Annotated in this window: 15 protein-coding genes and 1 tRNA gene; 3 read left to right on the top strand and 13 right to left on the bottom strand. The window is 62.6% G+C overall.

The window, feature by feature from the left end:
• The 3 genes from VJ651_RS01905 to VJ651_RS01895 all read right to left on the bottom strand — a co-directional run.
• Positions 1–392: DUF4118 domain-containing protein (locus VJ651_RS01905; protein WP_324105800.1), on the bottom strand; the 392-nt coding region annotated here is incomplete at its 3' end.
• A 262-nt stretch (positions 393–654) separates the two neighbouring features.
• Positions 655–1,119 carry a DUF2269 family protein gene (locus VJ651_RS01900; RefSeq protein ID WP_136417504.1) on the bottom strand — a complete coding sequence of 155 codons (465 nt, stop codon included), beginning with the start codon at positions 1,117–1,119 and terminating at the stop codon, positions 655–657.
• Positions 1,119–2,393, bottom strand: coding sequence for an SDR family oxidoreductase (locus VJ651_RS01895; protein ID WP_324105801.1), 1,275 nt, complete (start codon positions 2,391–2,393; stop codon positions 1,119–1,121). Before VJ651_RS01895 ends, VJ651_RS01900 begins: the two co-directional genes overlap by 1 nt.
• A 222-nt stretch (positions 2,394–2,615) precedes the next feature.
• Here VJ651_RS01895 and VJ651_RS01890 point away from each other — a divergent pair, with 222 nt between their 5' ends.
• Positions 2,616–3,113, top strand: coding sequence for a hypothetical protein (locus tag VJ651_RS01890; protein ID WP_324105799.1), 498 nt, complete (start codon positions 2,616–2,618; stop codon positions 3,111–3,113).
• Between the two features lie 27 nt (positions 3,114–3,140).
• Here VJ651_RS01890 and VJ651_RS01885 read toward each other — a convergent pair.
• The 7 genes from VJ651_RS01885 to VJ651_RS01855 form a co-directional block, all read right to left on the bottom strand.
• Positions 3,141–3,236, bottom strand: a tRNA-Sec gene (locus tag VJ651_RS01885).
• Positions 3,237–3,288: 52 nt separating this feature from the next.
• Positions 3,289–5,184: a selenocysteine-specific translation elongation factor gene (gene selB / locus VJ651_RS01880; RefSeq protein WP_324105798.1), complete on the bottom strand. Its 1,896-nt coding sequence runs from the start codon at positions 5,182–5,184 to the stop codon at positions 3,289–3,291.
• Complete coding sequence (selA, locus tag VJ651_RS01875; RefSeq protein WP_324105797.1) at positions 5,181–6,575, bottom strand: L-seryl-tRNA(Sec) selenium transferase; 1,395 nt, start codon at positions 6,573–6,575, stop codon at positions 5,181–5,183. The genes selB and selA overlap by 4 nt, the downstream gene beginning before the upstream one ends.
• Positions 6,576–6,599: 24 nt before the next feature.
• A complete protein-coding gene (locus tag VJ651_RS01870; protein WP_324105796.1) occupies positions 6,600–7,124 on the bottom strand; it encodes a UGSC family (seleno)protein in 525 nt (174 codons plus the stop codon).
• Positions 7,121–8,557 (bottom strand): thioredoxin family protein, encoded by a 1,437-nt coding sequence (locus VJ651_RS01865; protein WP_324105795.1) that lies wholly within the window; start codon positions 8,555–8,557, stop codon positions 7,121–7,123. Before VJ651_RS01865 ends, VJ651_RS01870 begins: the two co-directional genes overlap by 4 nt.
• Positions 8,558–8,605: 48 nt before the next feature.
• Complete coding sequence (locus tag VJ651_RS01860; protein ID WP_414691286.1) at positions 8,606–9,790, bottom strand: branched-chain amino acid ABC transporter substrate-binding protein; 1,185 nt, start codon at positions 9,788–9,790, stop codon at positions 8,606–8,608.
• 290 nt (positions 9,791–10,080) lie between these two features.
• Entirely contained in the window at positions 10,081–11,043 is a 963-nt protein-coding gene (locus VJ651_RS01855) for a LysR family transcriptional regulator (protein WP_324105793.1), read from the bottom strand.
• Positions 11,044–11,380: 337 nt separating this feature from the next.
• Between VJ651_RS01855 and VJ651_RS01850 the strand changes: the two genes are divergently transcribed.
• Positions 11,381–12,958, top strand: coding sequence for a diguanylate cyclase (locus VJ651_RS01850; protein ID WP_324105792.1), 1,578 nt, complete (start codon positions 11,381–11,383; stop codon positions 12,956–12,958).
• A gap of 122 nt (positions 12,959–13,080) precedes the next feature.
• Here the strand turns inward: VJ651_RS01850 and VJ651_RS01845 are convergent, their stop codons facing one another.
• Positions 13,081–13,809: a hypothetical protein gene (locus tag VJ651_RS01845; protein ID WP_324105791.1), complete on the bottom strand. Its 729-nt coding sequence runs from the start codon at positions 13,807–13,809 to the stop codon at positions 13,081–13,083.
• Positions 13,810–14,181: 372 nt separating this feature from the next.
• Between VJ651_RS01845 and VJ651_RS01840 the strand changes: the two genes are divergently transcribed.
• Positions 14,182–16,374, top strand: a complete 2,193-nt coding sequence (locus VJ651_RS01840) for a CHASE domain-containing protein (RefSeq protein ID WP_324105790.1) — start codon at positions 14,182–14,184, stop codon at positions 16,372–16,374.
• 3 nt (positions 16,375–16,377) lie between these two features.
• Here the strand turns inward: VJ651_RS01840 and VJ651_RS01835 are convergent, their stop codons facing one another.
• The gene (locus VJ651_RS01835) at positions 16,378–17,088 is read right to left on the bottom strand and encodes a class I SAM-dependent methyltransferase (RefSeq protein WP_324105789.1); all 711 of its coding nucleotides are present in this window, start codon (positions 17,086–17,088) and stop codon (positions 16,378–16,380) included.
• A 72-nt stretch (positions 17,089–17,160) separates the two neighbouring features.
• A complete protein-coding gene (locus VJ651_RS01830; protein ID WP_324105788.1) occupies positions 17,161–18,165 on the bottom strand; it encodes a TRAP transporter substrate-binding protein in 1,005 nt (334 codons plus the stop codon).
• Positions 18,166–18,186: the final 21 nt, after the last annotated feature.

Genomic DNA, 18,186 nt, shown 5'->3' with positions numbered 1-18,186 from the left:
CCGGCATTCTCTTGCGCAAGGCCGAGCAACTGTTCTGCCTCCGCCGCGCGATGGGTCACCATTCGAAATCTGCCGCCGAGAAATGCCAGCAATATTCCTACGGCAAGATAAGCCAGCATGACCGCGCGATCGTTAACGGCCGCGACCGCGAGGTGCCCGACCGGATCAAGCAGCAGCGCACCGTTGACCATCCCGATCAACAGGACGGCAAAAGCAGGTCCGCGTCCGGCGATCATCGCGGTAACAAGCAGTGCCGGCAGGAAAAGCAGGAAAGGACTGCGCGCCCCGACCCAAGGCTGCAGCGCCCAATGCAAGGCGGCTGCCAGGCCAGCCAGGCCGGCAGCAATCGCGTAACGCACGATGATGGATCTCTCCGGAAATGAAAATGCCATTGGCGTCTCGTTATGACGAATTCGCAAAAACAGTCTACTCCAAGCTTATATGTGCAACCACACTGCTCTTGGCGGCAGCGCCCCCGACCCGGCAAGACGCACGCGCGGAGCCCACCCATTTTTTATCGGTGGAGTCGGTTTCAACGAATTTCAGCGAGGCTAACAGCGCCGGCCAACAAGGGGTTTGCGCTTGCGCCAAGGATCATCGAAAAAATCGAAACGGAAACCGTTTGCGGCCGCCATGTCGTGCTTGCCTGCACGCTCACGCGGGCTTGGCGGCCATCAGGTAAAACACGATCAGAAAAGCGATGAACGCCGGGACCCCGAGCGCGACCCAGGTCCAGAAATAGCGCCAATAGGAGAACGCGAGCGGCGCCTTGCGTTCGACGGCCTCGCGCGCGAGGCGGCGCATGCGCATCTGCAACCAGACCACGGGCAGCCAGCACGCAACGGCGACGGCATACAAGGCGAGCGACCAGGCGATCCAGTGCGTGCGCATCGGCAGCCCGGCAAGTTGCATCATGTAAAAGCCCGTGAGCGGCTGAATGACCACGGTCGTTGTCGTGAATATCCAGTCGGCCAGCACGACCAGGCGTGTCACGACCGCAATCGCACGCAGGTCGCGGCTGAAACTCGTGAACAGCAGATAAAAGGCGGAACCCACCCCGGTGCCGAATAGCAAGGTGGACGACAGGATATGCAGCCATTTCACGGTCAGGTAATCCATCAGCGTTCCTCCACTTCCAGCAGGAGCCAGATAGCGGCCAGCATCGGAAGGTTTTTCAGAAGCGGGCCGTAAGGATGCAGCCAGAATTCCGGCAAGCGCCAGCTGATGATAATGCTATAGAAGACGATGACCGCAATCTGCGCCAGCCACAGCAGTCGGCGCCGCCGCCAATGCAGCGCCAGAGTCGCGATGCCGAACACCAGATCCAGCAGCGCCGCGCCATACAGCATCACAGGGGCAAGCATGCCGCTGATGCCGACGCGCGCCAGCAGCGCATAGCTGTCGGCGACCGGATACACGCCGAGCGACACGATGCCTGTCACGATCCAGACCAGCGCGATCGACACGCGCAGCAGCGGCAACAACCAGCCGAGCTGCGCCTGCAGCCGTTCGGCGCGCATGTCATGCCGGGCGATGAACTGCTTCGGAGCACGCGGTTCATGGCCGAGCAAGGCGGTGATTTGCGCCGGACTGGCGGTATTGCCGCGTTCGAGCATCTGCAAGGTTTCGGCATCGAGCAGGCTGCCCGGCAGGCGCGATGCGGCCGACGCGGCCGCACGCATGAAGCCGATCGGCATCGGCACGAAGCGCGCCCGGCCCATGCCCATCGCGCGACGCAGCGCGCCCAGGAAGCACCGCAGCGTGATCGCGCGTGGACCGACCAGCGCGACGCGCGTACCGCTGGTCGGCGGGCGATCCAGCAGCGCGATGATGGCCGCCACCAGATCGTCGATATGCACCGGCTGGATCGCCTGTGCGCCATTTCCCGGCAATCCGATCAAGGGCAGGCTTGCCAGCGTATTGAACAAGCGCGCGCTGGTGCCGCCGGGGCCGTAGACCAGCGAAGGCTGGACGATCACCGCATGCACCGGCAAGCGGCTGAGGAAATCGTCGGCGCGCTTTTTGCTGCGGTGGTAGGCGCTCTGCGCATGTTCGTCCGCGCCGAGTGCGGAGATCTGTATCACCAGCCGCACCTGGCTGGCGGCGCAGGCAGCAAACAGCGCTGCCGGCGCGCGTTCGTGAATGGCCTCGAAGGTCTGCGCGCCACGCTCCCTGATGATGCCGACCGCATTGATCACCACATCGACGTCGCGCACGCGCGGCAGCCAGGTGTCGATATCGAAGTCGCGCGTGAAGTCGGCGCCGATAGTGCGAATCTGCGGATTCTCGCTGTGCCGCGCGTGACGCGACGCGCAGATGACCCGATGCTGCGACGCGACAAGCGCTTGCACCAGATGGCGCCCGATGAAACCGCTTGCTCCGGTAAGCAGCACGACCAATTTCGCGTCCTCCGTCTGCGGGAACCCCGCCTGTTTTTACGCGTCACATGGAAGAGTTCGAAAGTGTCTGCGAAACATCATTTTCGTATTTCCTGCCGTCAGTTGCGCAGGAGCGACTGCATGGTTTTCTGACGTCGCGACAAGATCTGTTTACACACAATACGACCGGCAAGCGGGTCGCGTAGTTCAGTCGCGGCCATGCCGCATGGAGAAAGCATGAAAAACTGGCGGGAAGCAATTCGCGATGGCGCCGTCACCGGCAGTATTGCCAGTCTCGTTTCGACAGCCGTGCTGGGCGGGCGCGGCCAGCGCGAAACCGGGGCGCCCTATGCGCCGACCAATGCAATCAGCCACTGGATCTGGGGCGATGGTGCCGCCGAGCACGACGAACCGAGCCCGCGCTACACCGGCATCGGCTATGTGATTCACCACGCCTCGTCCACGCTGTGGGCCGTCATCTATGAGAAATGGTTTGGCGAAGCGGCCGAGCGCGGCGACGTCGGCCGTGCTGTGGCCGGCGGCGCCGCGGTCGCCGGGCTGGCATGCTTTGTCGACTACAATCTGACGCCGCAGCGACTGCAGCCGGGATTCGAAAAACGCCTGTCGACGCCATCGATGTTCCTGGTCTACGCGTCCTTCGGCATGGCGTTGGCCTTGCGCGGCCTGGCGACATCGCGGGCCCCCCCGCTACCGCATATTTCGACTTTGGATTAGCGCGGCATTCTCGCCCTGACAATACAGTGGCGGAAGGGAGTGGGAGTCGAACCCACCAGACACGCCGCGCGCGTCTCGCCGGATTTGAAGTCCGGGCGCTCCACCGGGATACGATTCCCTTCCGTTGAGTTACAACTCTTCAGTCCAGCCGAACCATGCTCGCATACTCCTGCGATCAGGCAAGGCGCCGCCGTCCTCCCGCAAAGCGCGTGACCCGAATGCGGTCGAGAAACTCGAGCACCTCGATCGTCAGATTGCGGCCTATGCCGGTGCGATCACGGTAGCCGGCCGCATCAAAACTGCCCTGCTCCGAAGCGCCGGCGAGCTGTCGGGCCGCTTCCGCCAGCGTCTCCATCGTCGCAGGCAGAAAAAACCGGTTTTTGGCGACGCGAAGGAGATGGCCCAGCGCGGCAGCCCGTTCGAGAAACGCGAGCAACACGGCTTGCTCCATCTCCAGCATGCGCGCGAGCTCGCCGACAATCGGCGGCCGCAAACCGTTCGCTTCCAGCAGCGTACTCACCTTCGCCAGCAGCGCCGCATCGCCTTCCGACAAGCGTGCCACATGCTGCGCAAGCGACACACACAATCCTGCCCGCCGCAGCTTGTGCTGCCCGATCAGCTCCGCCAGCACGGCGCTTAACAGGAGCGAACGCGCCGGCACGCCCACCGCCGCTTCCAGTTGCGCCTCCGAGGGGCCGAGACTCTCCGGCTGCCGGCCGTGCCAGTCTTCCAGCGCAGCCAGCACCTGCGCCTGCAGCGACCGCCAGCGTGCCGGCGAAAATCCGAGACGGCCATGCCGGGCATTGACGACATGGATGCCGAGTGCGGTCCACAGCGCCTCCACTTCATCCGCGACAAGATTTCTTGCCAGCGCAAAGCGTTCCAGATCGACGCCTTCCGGCTGCGCATCGAGCAAGGCATTCAATGCATGCGCAGCTTGCGGAATGCGCATTGCCGCCAGTTGCGTCAGCCGGGCCGACTTCGCTCTTCCGCGCGAAGGACCGAACGGATCGACCACCTCGCCGCCGGCGATCGTACGCTGCGCCGATTGGTCGCGCAACACGAAACGGTCGCCATGCAGCGCCGCGACCGGCGCATCGAGCACCAGCTGGGCAAAGCCGCTCTGCCCCGGTGCAATCGCACGTTCGCCCAGGACCGCGACACGCGCATTCGCGACGGCGGCACCGATATGCACATGCACCGGCCTCCAGTGCGCCAGCGCACGCGCTTCGCTTGCCAGCACCTTGACGCAGACATCGATGCGATCGCTCGGCGCGTGCAGGGCCGAAGCGACCAGCCAGTTCCCGCGCCCGACCATTTCATGTCGCAGCTCGCTGCCCGCGATGTTGAGCGCGCAGCGCTCGCCGGCACGCGCCGCATCGGCGGGAAGATTCTGCGCATGTATGCCGCGCACGCGCACCGGGATGCCCTGCGGGGACACGATCAGCTGATCGCCGACCTTCACGCTCCCGGCCAGCACCGGTCCCGCGACCACCAGGCCGGCGCCGGACAGGATGAAGCTGCGATCGACCACGAGACGGAAATGGCCGCGCGCGGGTTTCGCGGCAAGCGCGCGAGCACTGTCCCGCAAGTGCTCGCGCAAGGCCTGCACGCCCTCGCCCGAGGTCGTCGCCATGGGAAAAATCGGCGCAGCTTCCAGGCCGCTACCCGCCAGCAGGCTCCGCACTTCTGCCTGCGCCGCGTGCACCCGCTCCGCGGATACCCGGTCGATCTTGGTCAAGGCGATCGCACCGCATTGCATGCCGAGCAGTTGGAGAATCGCCAGATGCTCGACGGTCTGCGGCATCGGGCCATCGTCGGCGGCAACCACCAGCAGCGCGAAATCGATGGCCGCCACCCCGGCCAGCATGTTGCGCAGGAAGCGCTCATGTCCCGGCACATCGACAAATCCGATGCGCTGCCCGTGGCCGAAGTCGGCGTAGGCAAAGCCGAGGTCGATCGACATGCCGCGCTCCTTCTCTTCCTTCAGGCGATCGGTGTCCACGCCAGTCAACGCTCCGACGAGCGTGGTCTTGCCGTGATCGACGTGGCCGGCGGTGGCGACGATCATGGCGCGGCCATCTCCGCGAAGCCTGCGACGAACAACTCTTCTTCTTCCAGGCAGCGCATGTCGAGCAGGAAAGCGCCGTCGGCGATGCGGCCGATCACCGGCACGGCGAGATCGCGAAAGGCAGCGGCAATCTGCTCGACTGCCCTTCCCGATGCACGTCCGGGGCGGTTCGGCAGAATGCGCAGCGCAAAGCTCGGCAGCACATCGACCGGAAGCGAACCGCTGCCGATCTGGCTGTGCACTGGCACCACGTCGACTTCGGCACGTCCGTGCAACCAGGCGCCGACCACGGGCCGCATGCGATGCGCCAGTGCCTCGATGTCGAGCGGCGAGCGCGCCAGCAGGCGCAGGGCGGGAAGACGTTGCACCAGCCGCTCCGGATCGCCATACAAGCGCAGCACGGCAGCCAATGCGGCGATGGTCACCTTGTCGCAACGCATCGCGCGTTTCATCGGATTCTTCTTGATGCGCGCAATCAGATCGGCGCGGCCGACGATGATGCCCGCCTGCGGACCGCCCAGCAGCTTGTCGCCGCTGAAGGTGACCAGATCGGCACCGTTGGAAAGGGTCTCGGCCGGCGTCGGCTCATGCGGCAGGCCGAAGCGCGCGAGATCGATCAGGGTGCCGCTGCCGAGGTCGACGACGAAAGGCAAACTCTTTTCCTTTGCCAGTTGCGACAGCGCGCGTTCGTCGGGCGCCGCGACAAAACCTTCGATCCGGTAATTGCTGGTATGGGCCTTGAGCATCAATGCGGTGCGCGGCCCGAGCGCTTCTTCGTAGTCGCGCAGATGGGTGCGGTTGGTCGTGCCCACTTCACGCAATTTGCAGCCGGCGCGCGCCATGATGTCCGGCAGACGGAAGGCACCGCCGATCTCGATCAGCTCGCCGCGCGACACGATGGTTTCCTTGCGCAGCGACAGGGTGTTCAACAGCAGCAACACGGCCGCGGCATTGTTGTTCACCACGGTCGCCGCTTGCGCGCCGGTCAGCCGGCACAGCCACTGCTCGACGTGATCGTCGCGGTCGCCGCGCTGCCCGATGGCGAGATCGTATTCGAGATTGGATGCGCCGGACGCCACCTGCACCATGGCTTCGATGGCTTCCGGCGGCAGCGGCGCACGGCCGAGATTGGTGTGCAGGACCGTGCCGGTGAGATTGAAAACCTTGCGCAGGGACGGCGTGGCGTCGGCCAGGACCCGGGTCGAAATGCCTTGCGCAATCGCGTCGTCGCCCTGGGTTGCCGATTGCGCGCGCAATGCGGCAAGCTCGGCGCGCACCGCGTCGACGACCAGCGGCCTGCCGTGCGCGGCGATCAATGCCGCAACGACCGGCCAGGCGAGCACGCGATCGACCGAGGGCAGGTGCACGCGCGGAAGTTCAGCCGCGCTCACACGCGCCTCCCGGCGACAGGTCGCCTAAGGCGCGGTGATCCCGCGCAGGATCGCCTCGATCGCTTCGTCGGCCAGCGCGCGCAACTCATCGTCGCTGCGGTCCTGGATCGGATGCCGCACGAACACCATGACCGGATCGAATCCGAGCACCTTGGATTGCAGAGCCGCTGCCTGCACGAATTCAGTAGACGCAATCGCGACTCCCGGAATGCCACGACCTTCAAGGTCTGCGATGTCATGCATACAGCACGACGTGCAGGAACCTCAGTCGGCCAGGCCTTCGATGACGAGATTGCATTCGGTCGCGATCTGCTGCTTGAGCGCGATCGGCGCGGTGCGCGTGAAGGTCGGCTTGCGATAGCGCTTGACGCTCACGCCGCGCGCCCGCAATTGCTCGTCGACGCGGTCGAGGAAGACATTGCCGCGTGCCTTGGAAATATCAAGAATGCCGACCGTCAGTCCGGCTAGCGAGGCGGGACGCGCCAGCAAGGCGCGCATCGCCGCCGCGCGCTCGGCGGTCGGGTCCAGCAGGATGGATGCTTCTTTCATACAGCGATCTCCTTGGTGACAGGGGTCGAACCAACCGGGCCTGACGCGGCCCAGCCGGCAATCACAGCAGAAAACAATCCGGCGGTGCCGCCGGCACGAACGATGATCAGGCCGCCGGGGCGGAATTTCGGCACGCTGCCCGCCGCCATCGACGGCGGCAATCCTTCCGCGATGCCGCCGGCGCCGACCACCATCTCTTCGCCCGGCAGTTGAAGCAGGCGCTCCAGTTCCTCGCGCAGCCGCGCCTTGCTCCAGCCGGCTTCGATGAACACGCGGCTGTGCTCCGGCGATACCACCAGCACCGCGTCGCCCGCCATGGCCAGCTTCGGATGGTCGACCGCGCGCAGGCAGAGCGCGAAGCTGCGCGCCAGGGATTCCGGCGTGCGCGACTTCTGATCCACGATGCCTTGCACGCCCTCGCCGGCGAACAGCGTCACCGTCGAGCGTCCCTTGGCAAAGCCGCGCTCGACCGAAAGCGGCTCCCATGCACTGTCTTCGGCCTCGGCAAAGCAGAATGAATACTTGCCCGGCGTGCCGAGCGTCGCGCGGTCCAGCTCGCCCGGCCGCCCGCCGCCGACATTGCGGATGATGAGCTGCAAGGCACGCCCGATGGTGGCATTGGCGCGGTTGCCCTGGCCCAGCGCATTCACCCCGGAATTCATGCCGATGGCGCGCGCGATCGGGCCGTTGACGATCACCATCGGCCCGGCGAACATCGTGGTGCACAGTATGCCATGCATGCCGAAATCGTCGGTCAGCGCCGCTTCCAGTGCGGCCAGCACCACCGGCATGTACTCGGGCTTGCATCCCGCCATGACGGCATTGATGGCGACCTTCTCGACGGTGCAGGCGACCAGATCGGGCGGCACGGTGCCGACCACTTCCTCGGGCGAACGCGTGGTCCCGGCGAGCATGCGCAGCACGCGCTCGCGCGTCGGCGGCACGACCGGCAAGCCGTCGGTCCAGCCGCGCTCGAAGCATGCCTCCATCAGGTCTTCGCTGCCGGCGATCTCGATCGGCCGCGATGCGAAACGGACATTGCCGAAACGGACAGCCAGCTCCTCCTGCACGCCCGGCTCCAGCGTCTTCGAACCGCAGCCGGGCCGCAGCGCAGGCAAGTCCTTGCCGAGTTCGCTGTGTCCGGTAATCTTTTGCCAGTCTTCGCGATGCCAGCCGTAGCAGCGTTCCGCCTCCCGGCCATTCTCGAAGCGGATGACAGTCGGCACCACCTCGATGCCCAGCCGGTAGGACGTTTCCAGGGTCTCGTCGTAAAACACGGCAGGACAGCCGGCCGCATAATCGGCGCTGTCCTGCACATACACGGCGAGCGGCTTTCCCGCCTGCGCCAGTTCCTGCAGCAAGGGTTCCACCAGCGCGCATGTCGGGCATTCGCGCTTGGCAACAACGACAAGGCCATCGGTCGGATGATTCATCGGCAAACTCTCCTTGTGCGCATCCGTGCCGGATGCCAACGACTCCGATTACCTGGACGGCCGCTTCATCTGGCATGAAGTCGGCTGCGTGGCGACATAGGCGTCGATCTTCTTCTCGGTCTTCCAGCCATAGCCGGTATTTTCCTGATCGTACTTCACATCCTTGCCGTTGGTCCTGGTCCAGGTATTGATGTAGATCGGTTGTTGCAGCTGATGGTCGGCCTTGCGCATTTCGACTTCGCCGTTGAGCGACTTGGCCTTCATGCCTTCCATGGCAAAGGCGACCTTGACCGGGTCGGTGGAGCCGGCTTCCTTGATGGCCCTGGACATCATCGTGATGGCGCTATGGGTCGACATCAGCCAGTAGTCGTCGTTGAACTTCTTCTTGAAGGCATCGGCGATGTCCTTGCCGACAAAGCCTTCATTGTTGATGTTCCAGTAGCTGACGTTCTTGACGTGGTCCGCGCCGGCGGAGCCCATGGCGAGCGGCACGCCGGTCGTGTAGGCGGTGTAGGTGTAGAAATTCGCTTTCAGGTCGGCATCCTTGGCCGCCTTGATCAGCAAGGCCAGGTCGGCGCCCCAGTTGCCGGTGATGACGGAATCCGCGCCGGATGCCTTGATCTTCGCGACATAGGGAGAGAAATCCTTGACGGTGGCAATCGGGTGCAGGTCGTCGCCGACGATCTGGATGTCGGGGCGCTTGCGCCGCAGGTATTCCTTCGCCGCGCGGCTGACCTGATGGCCGAGTGCGTAATTCTGCCCGATGATGTAGACCTTCTTGATATCCGGATTCCTGGCGATGTAGCTGGTGAGCGCTTCCATCCGCATGTCGGAATTCGGTTCGAAGCGGAAGTGCCAGAAGCTGCACTTGCTGTTCGTCATGTCGGGGTCGAGCGCGGCGTAGTCGAGGTAGACGATTTCCTTGCCGGGATTGCGTTCGTTGTGCTTGTTGATCGCATCCATCAATGCCAGCCCGACGCCGGAGCCCGCGCCTTGCGCAATGTAGCGATAGCCCTGGTCGATGATGGCCTTCAACTGGATCAGGGATTCCTGCGGGCTTCCCTTGTTGTCGAAGCCGACGATCTCGAAGGTATTGCCGGGGCCGGCCCACTTCTGCTGGTTGGCGATGTCGGCGACGATCTGCCAGCTGTGCAGCGCATTCTGCCCGGGCGGCGCGAACGCGCCCGAGAGCGGATCGATGAAGGCGATCTTGACATTGTCGGCCTGCGCCATGGGCGTTGCCAACGCAGCGCCGATCGAGAGTGCCAGTGCAAACCGGCGGACGGGGTTGTTCATGCTACTTGTCTCCTGAGCGATGCATTTTTTCGGCTGGACTCAACCCGTGCCGGCACTGCGCGTGGTGCATCGGGCCGGTTGACAGCAACGCTCCCTCGTCTGCGCAAGCCGCGCCTGGGGAGCTTTCATGTTTGTGAAGCGCCAAGCTTAAGATGCGGCGCGCGGCGAATCCAATGATTTCGTTCGATGGAGCGATATGCATGCTGTGCATATCGCGTCGGCAGTTGTCAGGAGGAAGTCGTTTCGGCGGACTCGGTGGATTCCGTGGATTGAGCGCTGTGTCCCTGCACTTCAGCCATGGTCAGCAGGATCTGTTCGCGCAGCCACCGGCATGCGGCGTCGCTGTCGCTGCTGATGTTCCAGTACAGGAACAATTCGAGGTGCGGCACGGGAAAGGGCACCGGCAGCAGCTGATTTTGTACCGATTCGTTGGCCATGCTGGCGAAGCTGAACGGCATGGTCATCAGCATGTTGGTGCGGCTGACGATGCGGCACGCGGCGCCGTAGTGCTCGCAGCGCAGTCGCACATGGCGCGTGAGGCCGCAACGGCGCAGCGCCATGTCTTCCGCGCTCAATCCGCGCCGGCGCGACGATACCTGGATGTGTTCCTGCCCCAAGTAGGTATCGAGGTCGATCTTGCCGCGGACGTCGGGATGGCCGCGGCGCGCCATCACGATCATCGGCTCGGACAGGATGGGTTTGAGGTTGATCGCCGGCGGCATCGGCAGCAGCAGGTCGACCGCGAGATCCAGCGATCCCTCCAGCAGGGCCGGCTCCACCCGCCGCCGGTCGCTGTAGAGCGTCGCCACTTCGATGCCGGGCGCGACCGGGCCGATGCGCTCCATGAGCAAGGGCAGCAGCAAGGAGTCGAAGGGATCTCCCATGGCGACGGTGAAGCGGCGCCGCGTGGTCGACGGGTCGAAGTGGACCGTGCGATGAAGCGTCCCCTCCATCCGTTCGAGGGCATTGCGCACGTCGAGAATCAGGGCGCGTGCCAGCGGCGTCGGCTCCATGCCCCGGCTGCTGCGTTCGAACAGCGGGTCGTCGAACAAGGTGCGCAGGCGCGCCAGCGCGTGGCTGACCGCCGGTTGCGACAGGTTCAGCTTGCGCCCTGCCGCAGTAATGCTGCCTAGCGTATAAATCGCCTCAAATACGACGAATAGATTGAGATCGACGCGAGAAAGGTTCATGCTGCCACCCGCTGGTCCGCGAAGCCTGGTGCGGTCCGCCCGTTGAACGAGCACCGCCGCTGCCCTCTTGCCCCGTTTTTCGACATTTGACGCCTTGCCTCCCAAGCCGATGCGCTGACAGGCGGAAGTCCTGTTCGCTGTGTATTGTGCCGCAGGACCAAGAAATGTGCTGGAAGCGTGCCGAAATGCAAAGCTTTCGCTGCGATTGTCGCGCCATGCACAATCTGCATGGGCTGTGGTTTCTCGGCACACCAGGCCGTTTTCCGACAAGTTTCGCGCACCGCGCGGCGGGCGTCAGGCTGTACAATTCTCGTACGGAAATAACGCGTGGACAAGCATGCTGAACGACACCGGTAAACGAATCGGCCACGCCTTCATTGTTTTGATCGCTGTCGCCTCCGCGGCCTATTTGTCCTATACCATCAGCTGGAAGGATGGAATCACCGACCTGAAACAAGAGGCGGCATACCGCCTGGAGCTGTCCAGCGCGAACCTGTTCGCGCCGACCGACAAGTTCAGCTATCTGCCCGAAGTCGTGGCCAGCCACCCGACCATCGTTGATGCCTTGCAGCATGAAAGTGATCCGGCCGCGCTTCGTCGGGCCAATCTTTTTCTCGAGCAGACCAACGGCAGCGCGAAATCCGCGGTGATTTACATCCTGGACAAGAAGGGACGGGTGATTGCCGCCAGCAACTGGCAAACGCCAGAGAGTTTCGTCGGGCAGGACTACGCGTATCGTCCCTATTTTCAGGATGCCTTGGCAAACCGGAGCGGCCGATTCTACGGCATGGGAACCACCAGCAGGCGTCCGGGGTATTACCTGTCCCAGCCAATCAGCTTTGCAGGCAAGGTGATCGGCGTAGCCACCGTCAAGATCGACATGAGCGATATCGACCAGGGCTGGCGCAAGAGCCGGGAACAAGTCGTGGTGGCGGACGACAACGGTGTCATCTTTCTCAGTTCGCTGCCGGACTGGAAGTACCGCCCCTTGCGCACATTGTCTGAATCGGCCGAGAAAACGCTGGCACACACCCGTCAATACGAGACGGTATTGAAGCCGCCGCTGCCCACGAGCCTGATCGAGCGCTTGCCGAGCGGCGAACAGATCGTCAGCATAAGCCAGGGCGATGAGGCCGCGAACGAACCCCCGGTGCGCTATCTGCTCAAGTCCGGCACGATTCCCGGCTCCGACTGGAGCCTTCACGTGTTCGTGCCGATGGCACAGGTCAATGTCGTCGCAACGCGGATCGCGCTCCTCACCGCCGGCGCGCTCTCCCTGCTAGCACTCTCGCTGCTGTCCTTGAATCAAGTGCTGGAGCGGGCTCGCGAGCGTGAAAAATCGCGCCTGGCGCTGGAAGGCGCGCACCAGGCACTGGAGCAAAAGCATCTCGAACTGCAAAAGCTGAGCGAGGAACTGCGCCTCACCTCGATCACCGATCCGCTGACCGGCGCGTATAACCGGCGCTTCTTCTTCGAGTCGGTGCCCAAGCTCGTCAGCGCCGCCAACCGGCACGGCTTTCCCCTGTCCTTCATTACCATCGACGCCGATCACTTCAAGCGCATCAACGATATGTATGGACATCCGGCCGGTGACAAGGTGCTGCAGATGCTGACCACCGTATGCAAGGAATCCCTGCGCGAAGCGGACGTGTTTGCGCGCTTCGGCGGCGAGGAATTCATCATGGCGCTGCCCAATACCGGTGTGGAGGAAGCGCGGACCGTGGCCGACCGGCTGCGTATCCTGGTGATGGAGCGTCCGGTGGAAATCAAAGGCGACCTGCTGAAGATTACTGTCAGCTGCGGCGTATCGCAGTACCGCGCAGGAGAGCCGAACGCCGACCTGGCCTTGAAGCGCGCCGATGACGGTTTGTATCTCGCCAAAAGCAACGGCCGCAATCAGGTCGCGGTGTGCTGAGCCTTCGGACGGGTGTCAACCGCCTGCACTCTTCACTTCTGCAACTCTCAAGGCAATAAAAAAGCGCCCGACGTCATTCGACGTGAGGCGCCAATTTCCCGCTTCGTGAAGGCGTGGGTGGTTCAGGCGTGGATTGCCGCGCCGCAGTAGGCGGTCGCCTGCTCGCGGCCTGCTGCTACGGCGCCGCAGTACGCGCTCTGCTCAGCCTGCTTCACGGCGGCTTTCTTGCCAGCAGCCGCGCCGCAATAGGCTGTCGCTTCTGCAGGCTTGCCGACTGCGGCACCGCAATAGGCTGTCGCTTCAGCTTGCGGCTGCGCCGGCTTGCCTGCTGCCGCGCCACAATAAGCACTCGCTGCACCGCAATAGGCGGACGCTTCCGCAGGTTTGCCGGCGGCTGCACCACAGTAGGCAGAATTCTGGTCGGCGGCGCGGCCGCAATAAGCGGCATTCCCGGCGCCAGGCTCGCCGAATTCCTGTTCGTACAGACGACGGGTGGTGTCGGCCGCTTTCACCTGGTTGGCCGCGTCTTCTTCTCCGCGCAGCCCGAAATAGGGATAGTGATGAAGGAAATACCCAAAAACCTTGTCGCAGTCTTCGGCGTATTTCATGGTATCGAGAATGTGGGCGTGCCAGAACTTGTCGACGTTCACGCTCGGGACGATGCTCTCCTCGGGAAATTTCACCACCAGCGAGAGGAAGCGTTTGTATTCCTGCTCGTAATGGTCGGCTTTCGCCTGCGTCCACCCGTATCCGTCCTCCTTGCTCATCAACTTGAACTTGATCGGATCGAGATCCAACGCAAAAATCGCTGCGACCGTTTTTTCTACTGCCATTTCAGTATTTTTCTTCATGGGTGCCGCCTTTCAATAACGATTAATGGAGACGTCACGCCGATGAAGCCTTGCATGCTGTTGCTTTTCTTCATCAGCGTGCGATTTACTCTAGCACAACAAAACATTGTCATACTGGTAACTTTGTTGATCCAAGTCAAATGGGATACGCACCGGCTTTCGAATAGCTCATGATGCCGGTTACAAGGAAAACAGCGCTCATTGCGCCCTTGGCCAAGGCTCGGAGAAAAACAAACCGGAGGGAAAAAGTTATACACTCCGGTTTCGACCAATCCTGAAAGAATCGCAACTTTCGTGATGAAAGTTCACCCCTTGCTGCCACGGGAATGGTTTTCAAGCTTATCGTTGTGCAACAGAGTTTTTGATCGCCAGATGCGCATTTCCAAACGATTTTTCAAATCCCTGTTCTGTTCCACCGCGTGGTGGGCGGGATTGGCGATCTCGCTGGCGCTCTCGCTGCTGACGGCCGAATCCGTCGACGAAAGCAACGAAACGCATTTTTCCTATCAGGCAAATAATGCGGAGCTCGCCATCAAGGCACGCGTTCAGTCGTATATCGACGTGCTGCGCGGCGTCAGCGCGCTTTTTTATACGAGTGACCGGATTTCCCGGGAGCAGTTTCATGTGTATGTCGAAAAGCTGAATATCGCGCAAAGCTTTCCCGGAATCAAAAGCCTGAACTTCGCCCCGCGCGTGCTTGCGAAGGACAAGAACGCCTTCGAGGCAGCCGTGCGCAAGGACACCAGCATCGATCCGCAAGGCTACCCGGACTTTGCAATCAGGCCGGCGGGAGATCGCAGCGAATATCATGTACTGACTTATCTCGAACCGATGGTCAGCAACCGCAGCGTGCTCGGTTCCGACATGTGGGCGCTTCCGGCGGTCGCAAAAGCACTCGCCGCCTCACGCGACACCGGCCAGGTCACCTCTTCCGGCAAGCTGATTCAGATCAACGGCCCGTATCACCATATCGGCCTGGCGATGCGCATGCCGGTTTACCGGCGCGGCATGCCGCTCGATAGCGTCGAGCAAAGGCGTGCCGCCTATTACGGTTCGGTCGGTGCCGGGTTCGACGTGCGCATGCTGATGCTCGGCGCCATCGACAAGAGCACGATGAACTACCTGCGCGTGCGTCTCTACGATATCGGACGCAACGACGAGAACCAGGCTTCGGGAACCACCGACCCGGCGCACCTGCTGTTCGACAGCGCGGCGCCGACCGGCGACAAGCACATCCTGCCGCCTTCACTGACCGGCAACATCTTCGTCAAGCGCGTGGTCATGCCTGTCGGGCCGCGCATCTGGGAGGCGGAGTTCACGGCCAACAAGTCACAGATGGCGGACGGATACGATCCCTATCTGCCCTGGCTGATGCTGGCCAGCGGCCTGACCAGCACGATACTGTTGTACTCCATCTACTATTCACTGATGACCGCGCGTCGTCGCGCGGTCGAGCTGGCGCAGGAAATGACCAAGGATCTGCGCAATAGCGAGGCCAGCCTGGCCGAGGCGCAGCATATGGCGCACCTGGGAAGCTGGGTGCTGGAACCGGGCAGCGGCAAGATGAACTGGTCGGCCGAGACCTACCGCATCTTCGGCGTCGATCGCCTGCTGGACGAGCCGCACTATGAGTTTTTCCTGCGCCACATCCACGCGGAAGACCGCCACAAGGTGCGAGCCGGACTCGACCATTCGATCATCACCGGCGAAGAATTCACGCTCGAGCATCGCATTACGCTGGTGGATGGCACGGTGCGCTGGGTGCAGACGATCTCGCGCCTCGGACATGACGATCGCAACATGCTGCTGCGCGGCACCATCATGGATGTCTCCGAACGCAAGCATACGGTCGAGGCGCTGCAGCGTTCGCGGGAGCTGCTGCGCGAATTGACCGCACACCAGGATCGGGTGAAGGAAGACGAGCGCAAGCGCATCGCCCGCGAGATTCATGATGAGCTCGGACAGACGCTGCTCGCCTTGCGCATCGATGTGTCGATGCTTGACGCGCGCACCGGCAAGACGCATCCCAGGCTCAATGAAAAGGTGCGCGGCGCACTCAATCATCTCGATGCGACGGTCAAGACGATTCGCACCATCATCAATAATTTGCGCCCCGCGGTGCTCGATCTCGGCCTGACCGCCGCGATCGAATGGCAGGTCGCCGAATTCCGCCGCCGCACCGGCATTGCCTGCGACCTCATCATCGGCGACAAGGAATTCGTGGTCGACGATACGCGTGCCACCTCGCTGTTCCGCATCCTGCAGGAGTCCCTGACCAATGTGATCCGCCACGCCAATGCGACGCGCGTGCTGATCGAGCTTTACCAGGAAGACAACCGCCTGGCGATGACCATCATGGATAATGGCGTGGGCATCTATCCGGAAAGCCGCAAGACGGCCAATTCCTTCGGGCTGGTCGGTGTGGAGGAACGCATCAATGCGCTCAACGGCGAATTCCGCATCCAGAGCGCTCCCGGCCGAGGCACCACGCTCACCATCTATATTCCGCTGGAAACGGAAGACGAGACGCTCGACTCCGCCCGCGTGCTCAACAGCGTGGAATAAGAGCTATTCCGCGTCCTTGCGCAGCAGGTCGATGCGCATCGGCGCGTGGAACAAGGCGCCCTCCGGCGTGACATGCCGCTCGAATCTCGTGCGCACTTCTTCATACAGTTCCGGCGACAGCACGTGGCTGGTATGCGTCACCTTCAGGACGGCGCGTTCGAATTGCGCAAAGTCCTGGTAGCGCACCGGCGCCTTGAAGAAGATCTGCCGCACCAACGCGAATTGCCGCGCTTCGACCGCGCGCCGGATGGCCGCGAAAGCCGCCTTGCGCACCTCTTCCTCATCATGAAACAGGCGCAGGATGTCATTGAATGCGCCGGCAAAGATCGGCTCGGACAGATAGGCCAGGCCGCCCGGCTTGAGTACGCGGCGGATTTCCTGCAAGGCGCGATCCATCTTTTCCATCGGCACGTGATGCAGCGACTTGAACATCATCACGATGTCGAAGCTGTCATCCTCGGCCGGAATATCCTCCGCGCCACCGAGCGCAAAGCGGACGTTGGGCAGGTCGGCGACCTGCATGTTCTTCTCGTGCTGGACGCGGTCGACTTCCAGCGCGAGTATCGACGCCGCCCTGCCACCTTGGGCGATGAGGCGCGTCTTTTCTCCCTTGCCGCAGCCCAGCTCCAGCACGCGCGCGCCTTGCGGCAGCGCCTCATTGACCAGCTGCATTTCGTCGCACACAAGTTCGATATGATCGGGAGCAAGTTGCATCGTATCCTCTATCTCTGAAACTTCGCCAAGCGGCAGGGCACGCGATAACGTGCGTGCCATCCACCCGGTATTTTACTTGTAACCCAAGGCTGCGGATTCCTTGTAGACCGCGTCGATCAGGTCCTTGCCGATGCGGCCGGCCATTTCCTTGTGCACCGGCTGCAATGCCTTGCGCCACTCCGCCTTTTCCTTTTCGTTCAGCGCGTAGACCGTGGTCTTGCCGGATTTCCTGATCGCTTCCAGCGCTGCGTCATTGTCAAGCTGGGAAACCGAGTTGGCGTACTTGGTCGCGCCGCGCATCGCTTCTTCCAGCTGCGCGCGAATGTCGGACGGCAGGCCGTCCCAGAACTTCTTGTTCACGATCACAGCATAGCCGATATAGCCATGGTCCGAGACGGTCAGGTGCTTTTGCACCTCGTGCATCTTTTGCGTGTAGACATTGGATGGCGTGTTCTCGCCGCCATCGACCACGCCGGTCTGCATCGCCTGGTACACCTCGGAGAACGCCAGCATCTGCGGATTGGCGCCGAGCGCACGCATCTGCGCGTCAAGCACCTTGGACGACTGGATGCGCAACTTCAGGCCCTTGAAATCGGCCGGTGTGTGCATCGGCTTGTTGGCGGTCATCACCTTGAAGCCGTTATCCCAATAAGCCAGCCCGGTGATGCCCTTGGGTTCCAGCTTCTTGAACAGATCCTTGCCGATCTGGCCTTCGGTTACGCGGTACAGCACGGCCTTGCTCGGAAAGATGTAAGGCAGGTCGAACACCTCGAATTCCTTCGCGCCCAGCGGCCCGAATTTCGATACCGACGGTGCCAGCATCTGCACTGCGCCGAGCTGCAGCGCTTCCATCTCTTCCTTGTCCTTGTACAAGGTGCTGTTCGGGTAGACCTCGACCTTGACGCGGCCGTTGGTGAGTTTTTCAGCGAGTTCCTTGAAGCGCTCGGCGCCCTTGCCTTTCGGCGTATCGTTGGCCACTACGTGGCTGAACTTGATCACGATGGGTGCTTGCGCCATGGCGCTTCCGGACAGCGCAAGCGCGGTCAGGACAATCAGTGTCAAACGGGTTTTCTGCATTATCGTCTCCTTCGTTATTGA

Origin of the sequence: Noviherbaspirillum sp. (assembly GCF_035254865.1) — a bacterium.
Classification (GTDB): domain Bacteria; phylum Pseudomonadota; class Gammaproteobacteria; order Burkholderiales; family Burkholderiaceae_D; genus Noviherbaspirillum.
The sequence above is the reverse complement of the archived record's forward strand: the minus strand, read 5'-3'. Positions and strand labels throughout refer to the sequence as shown.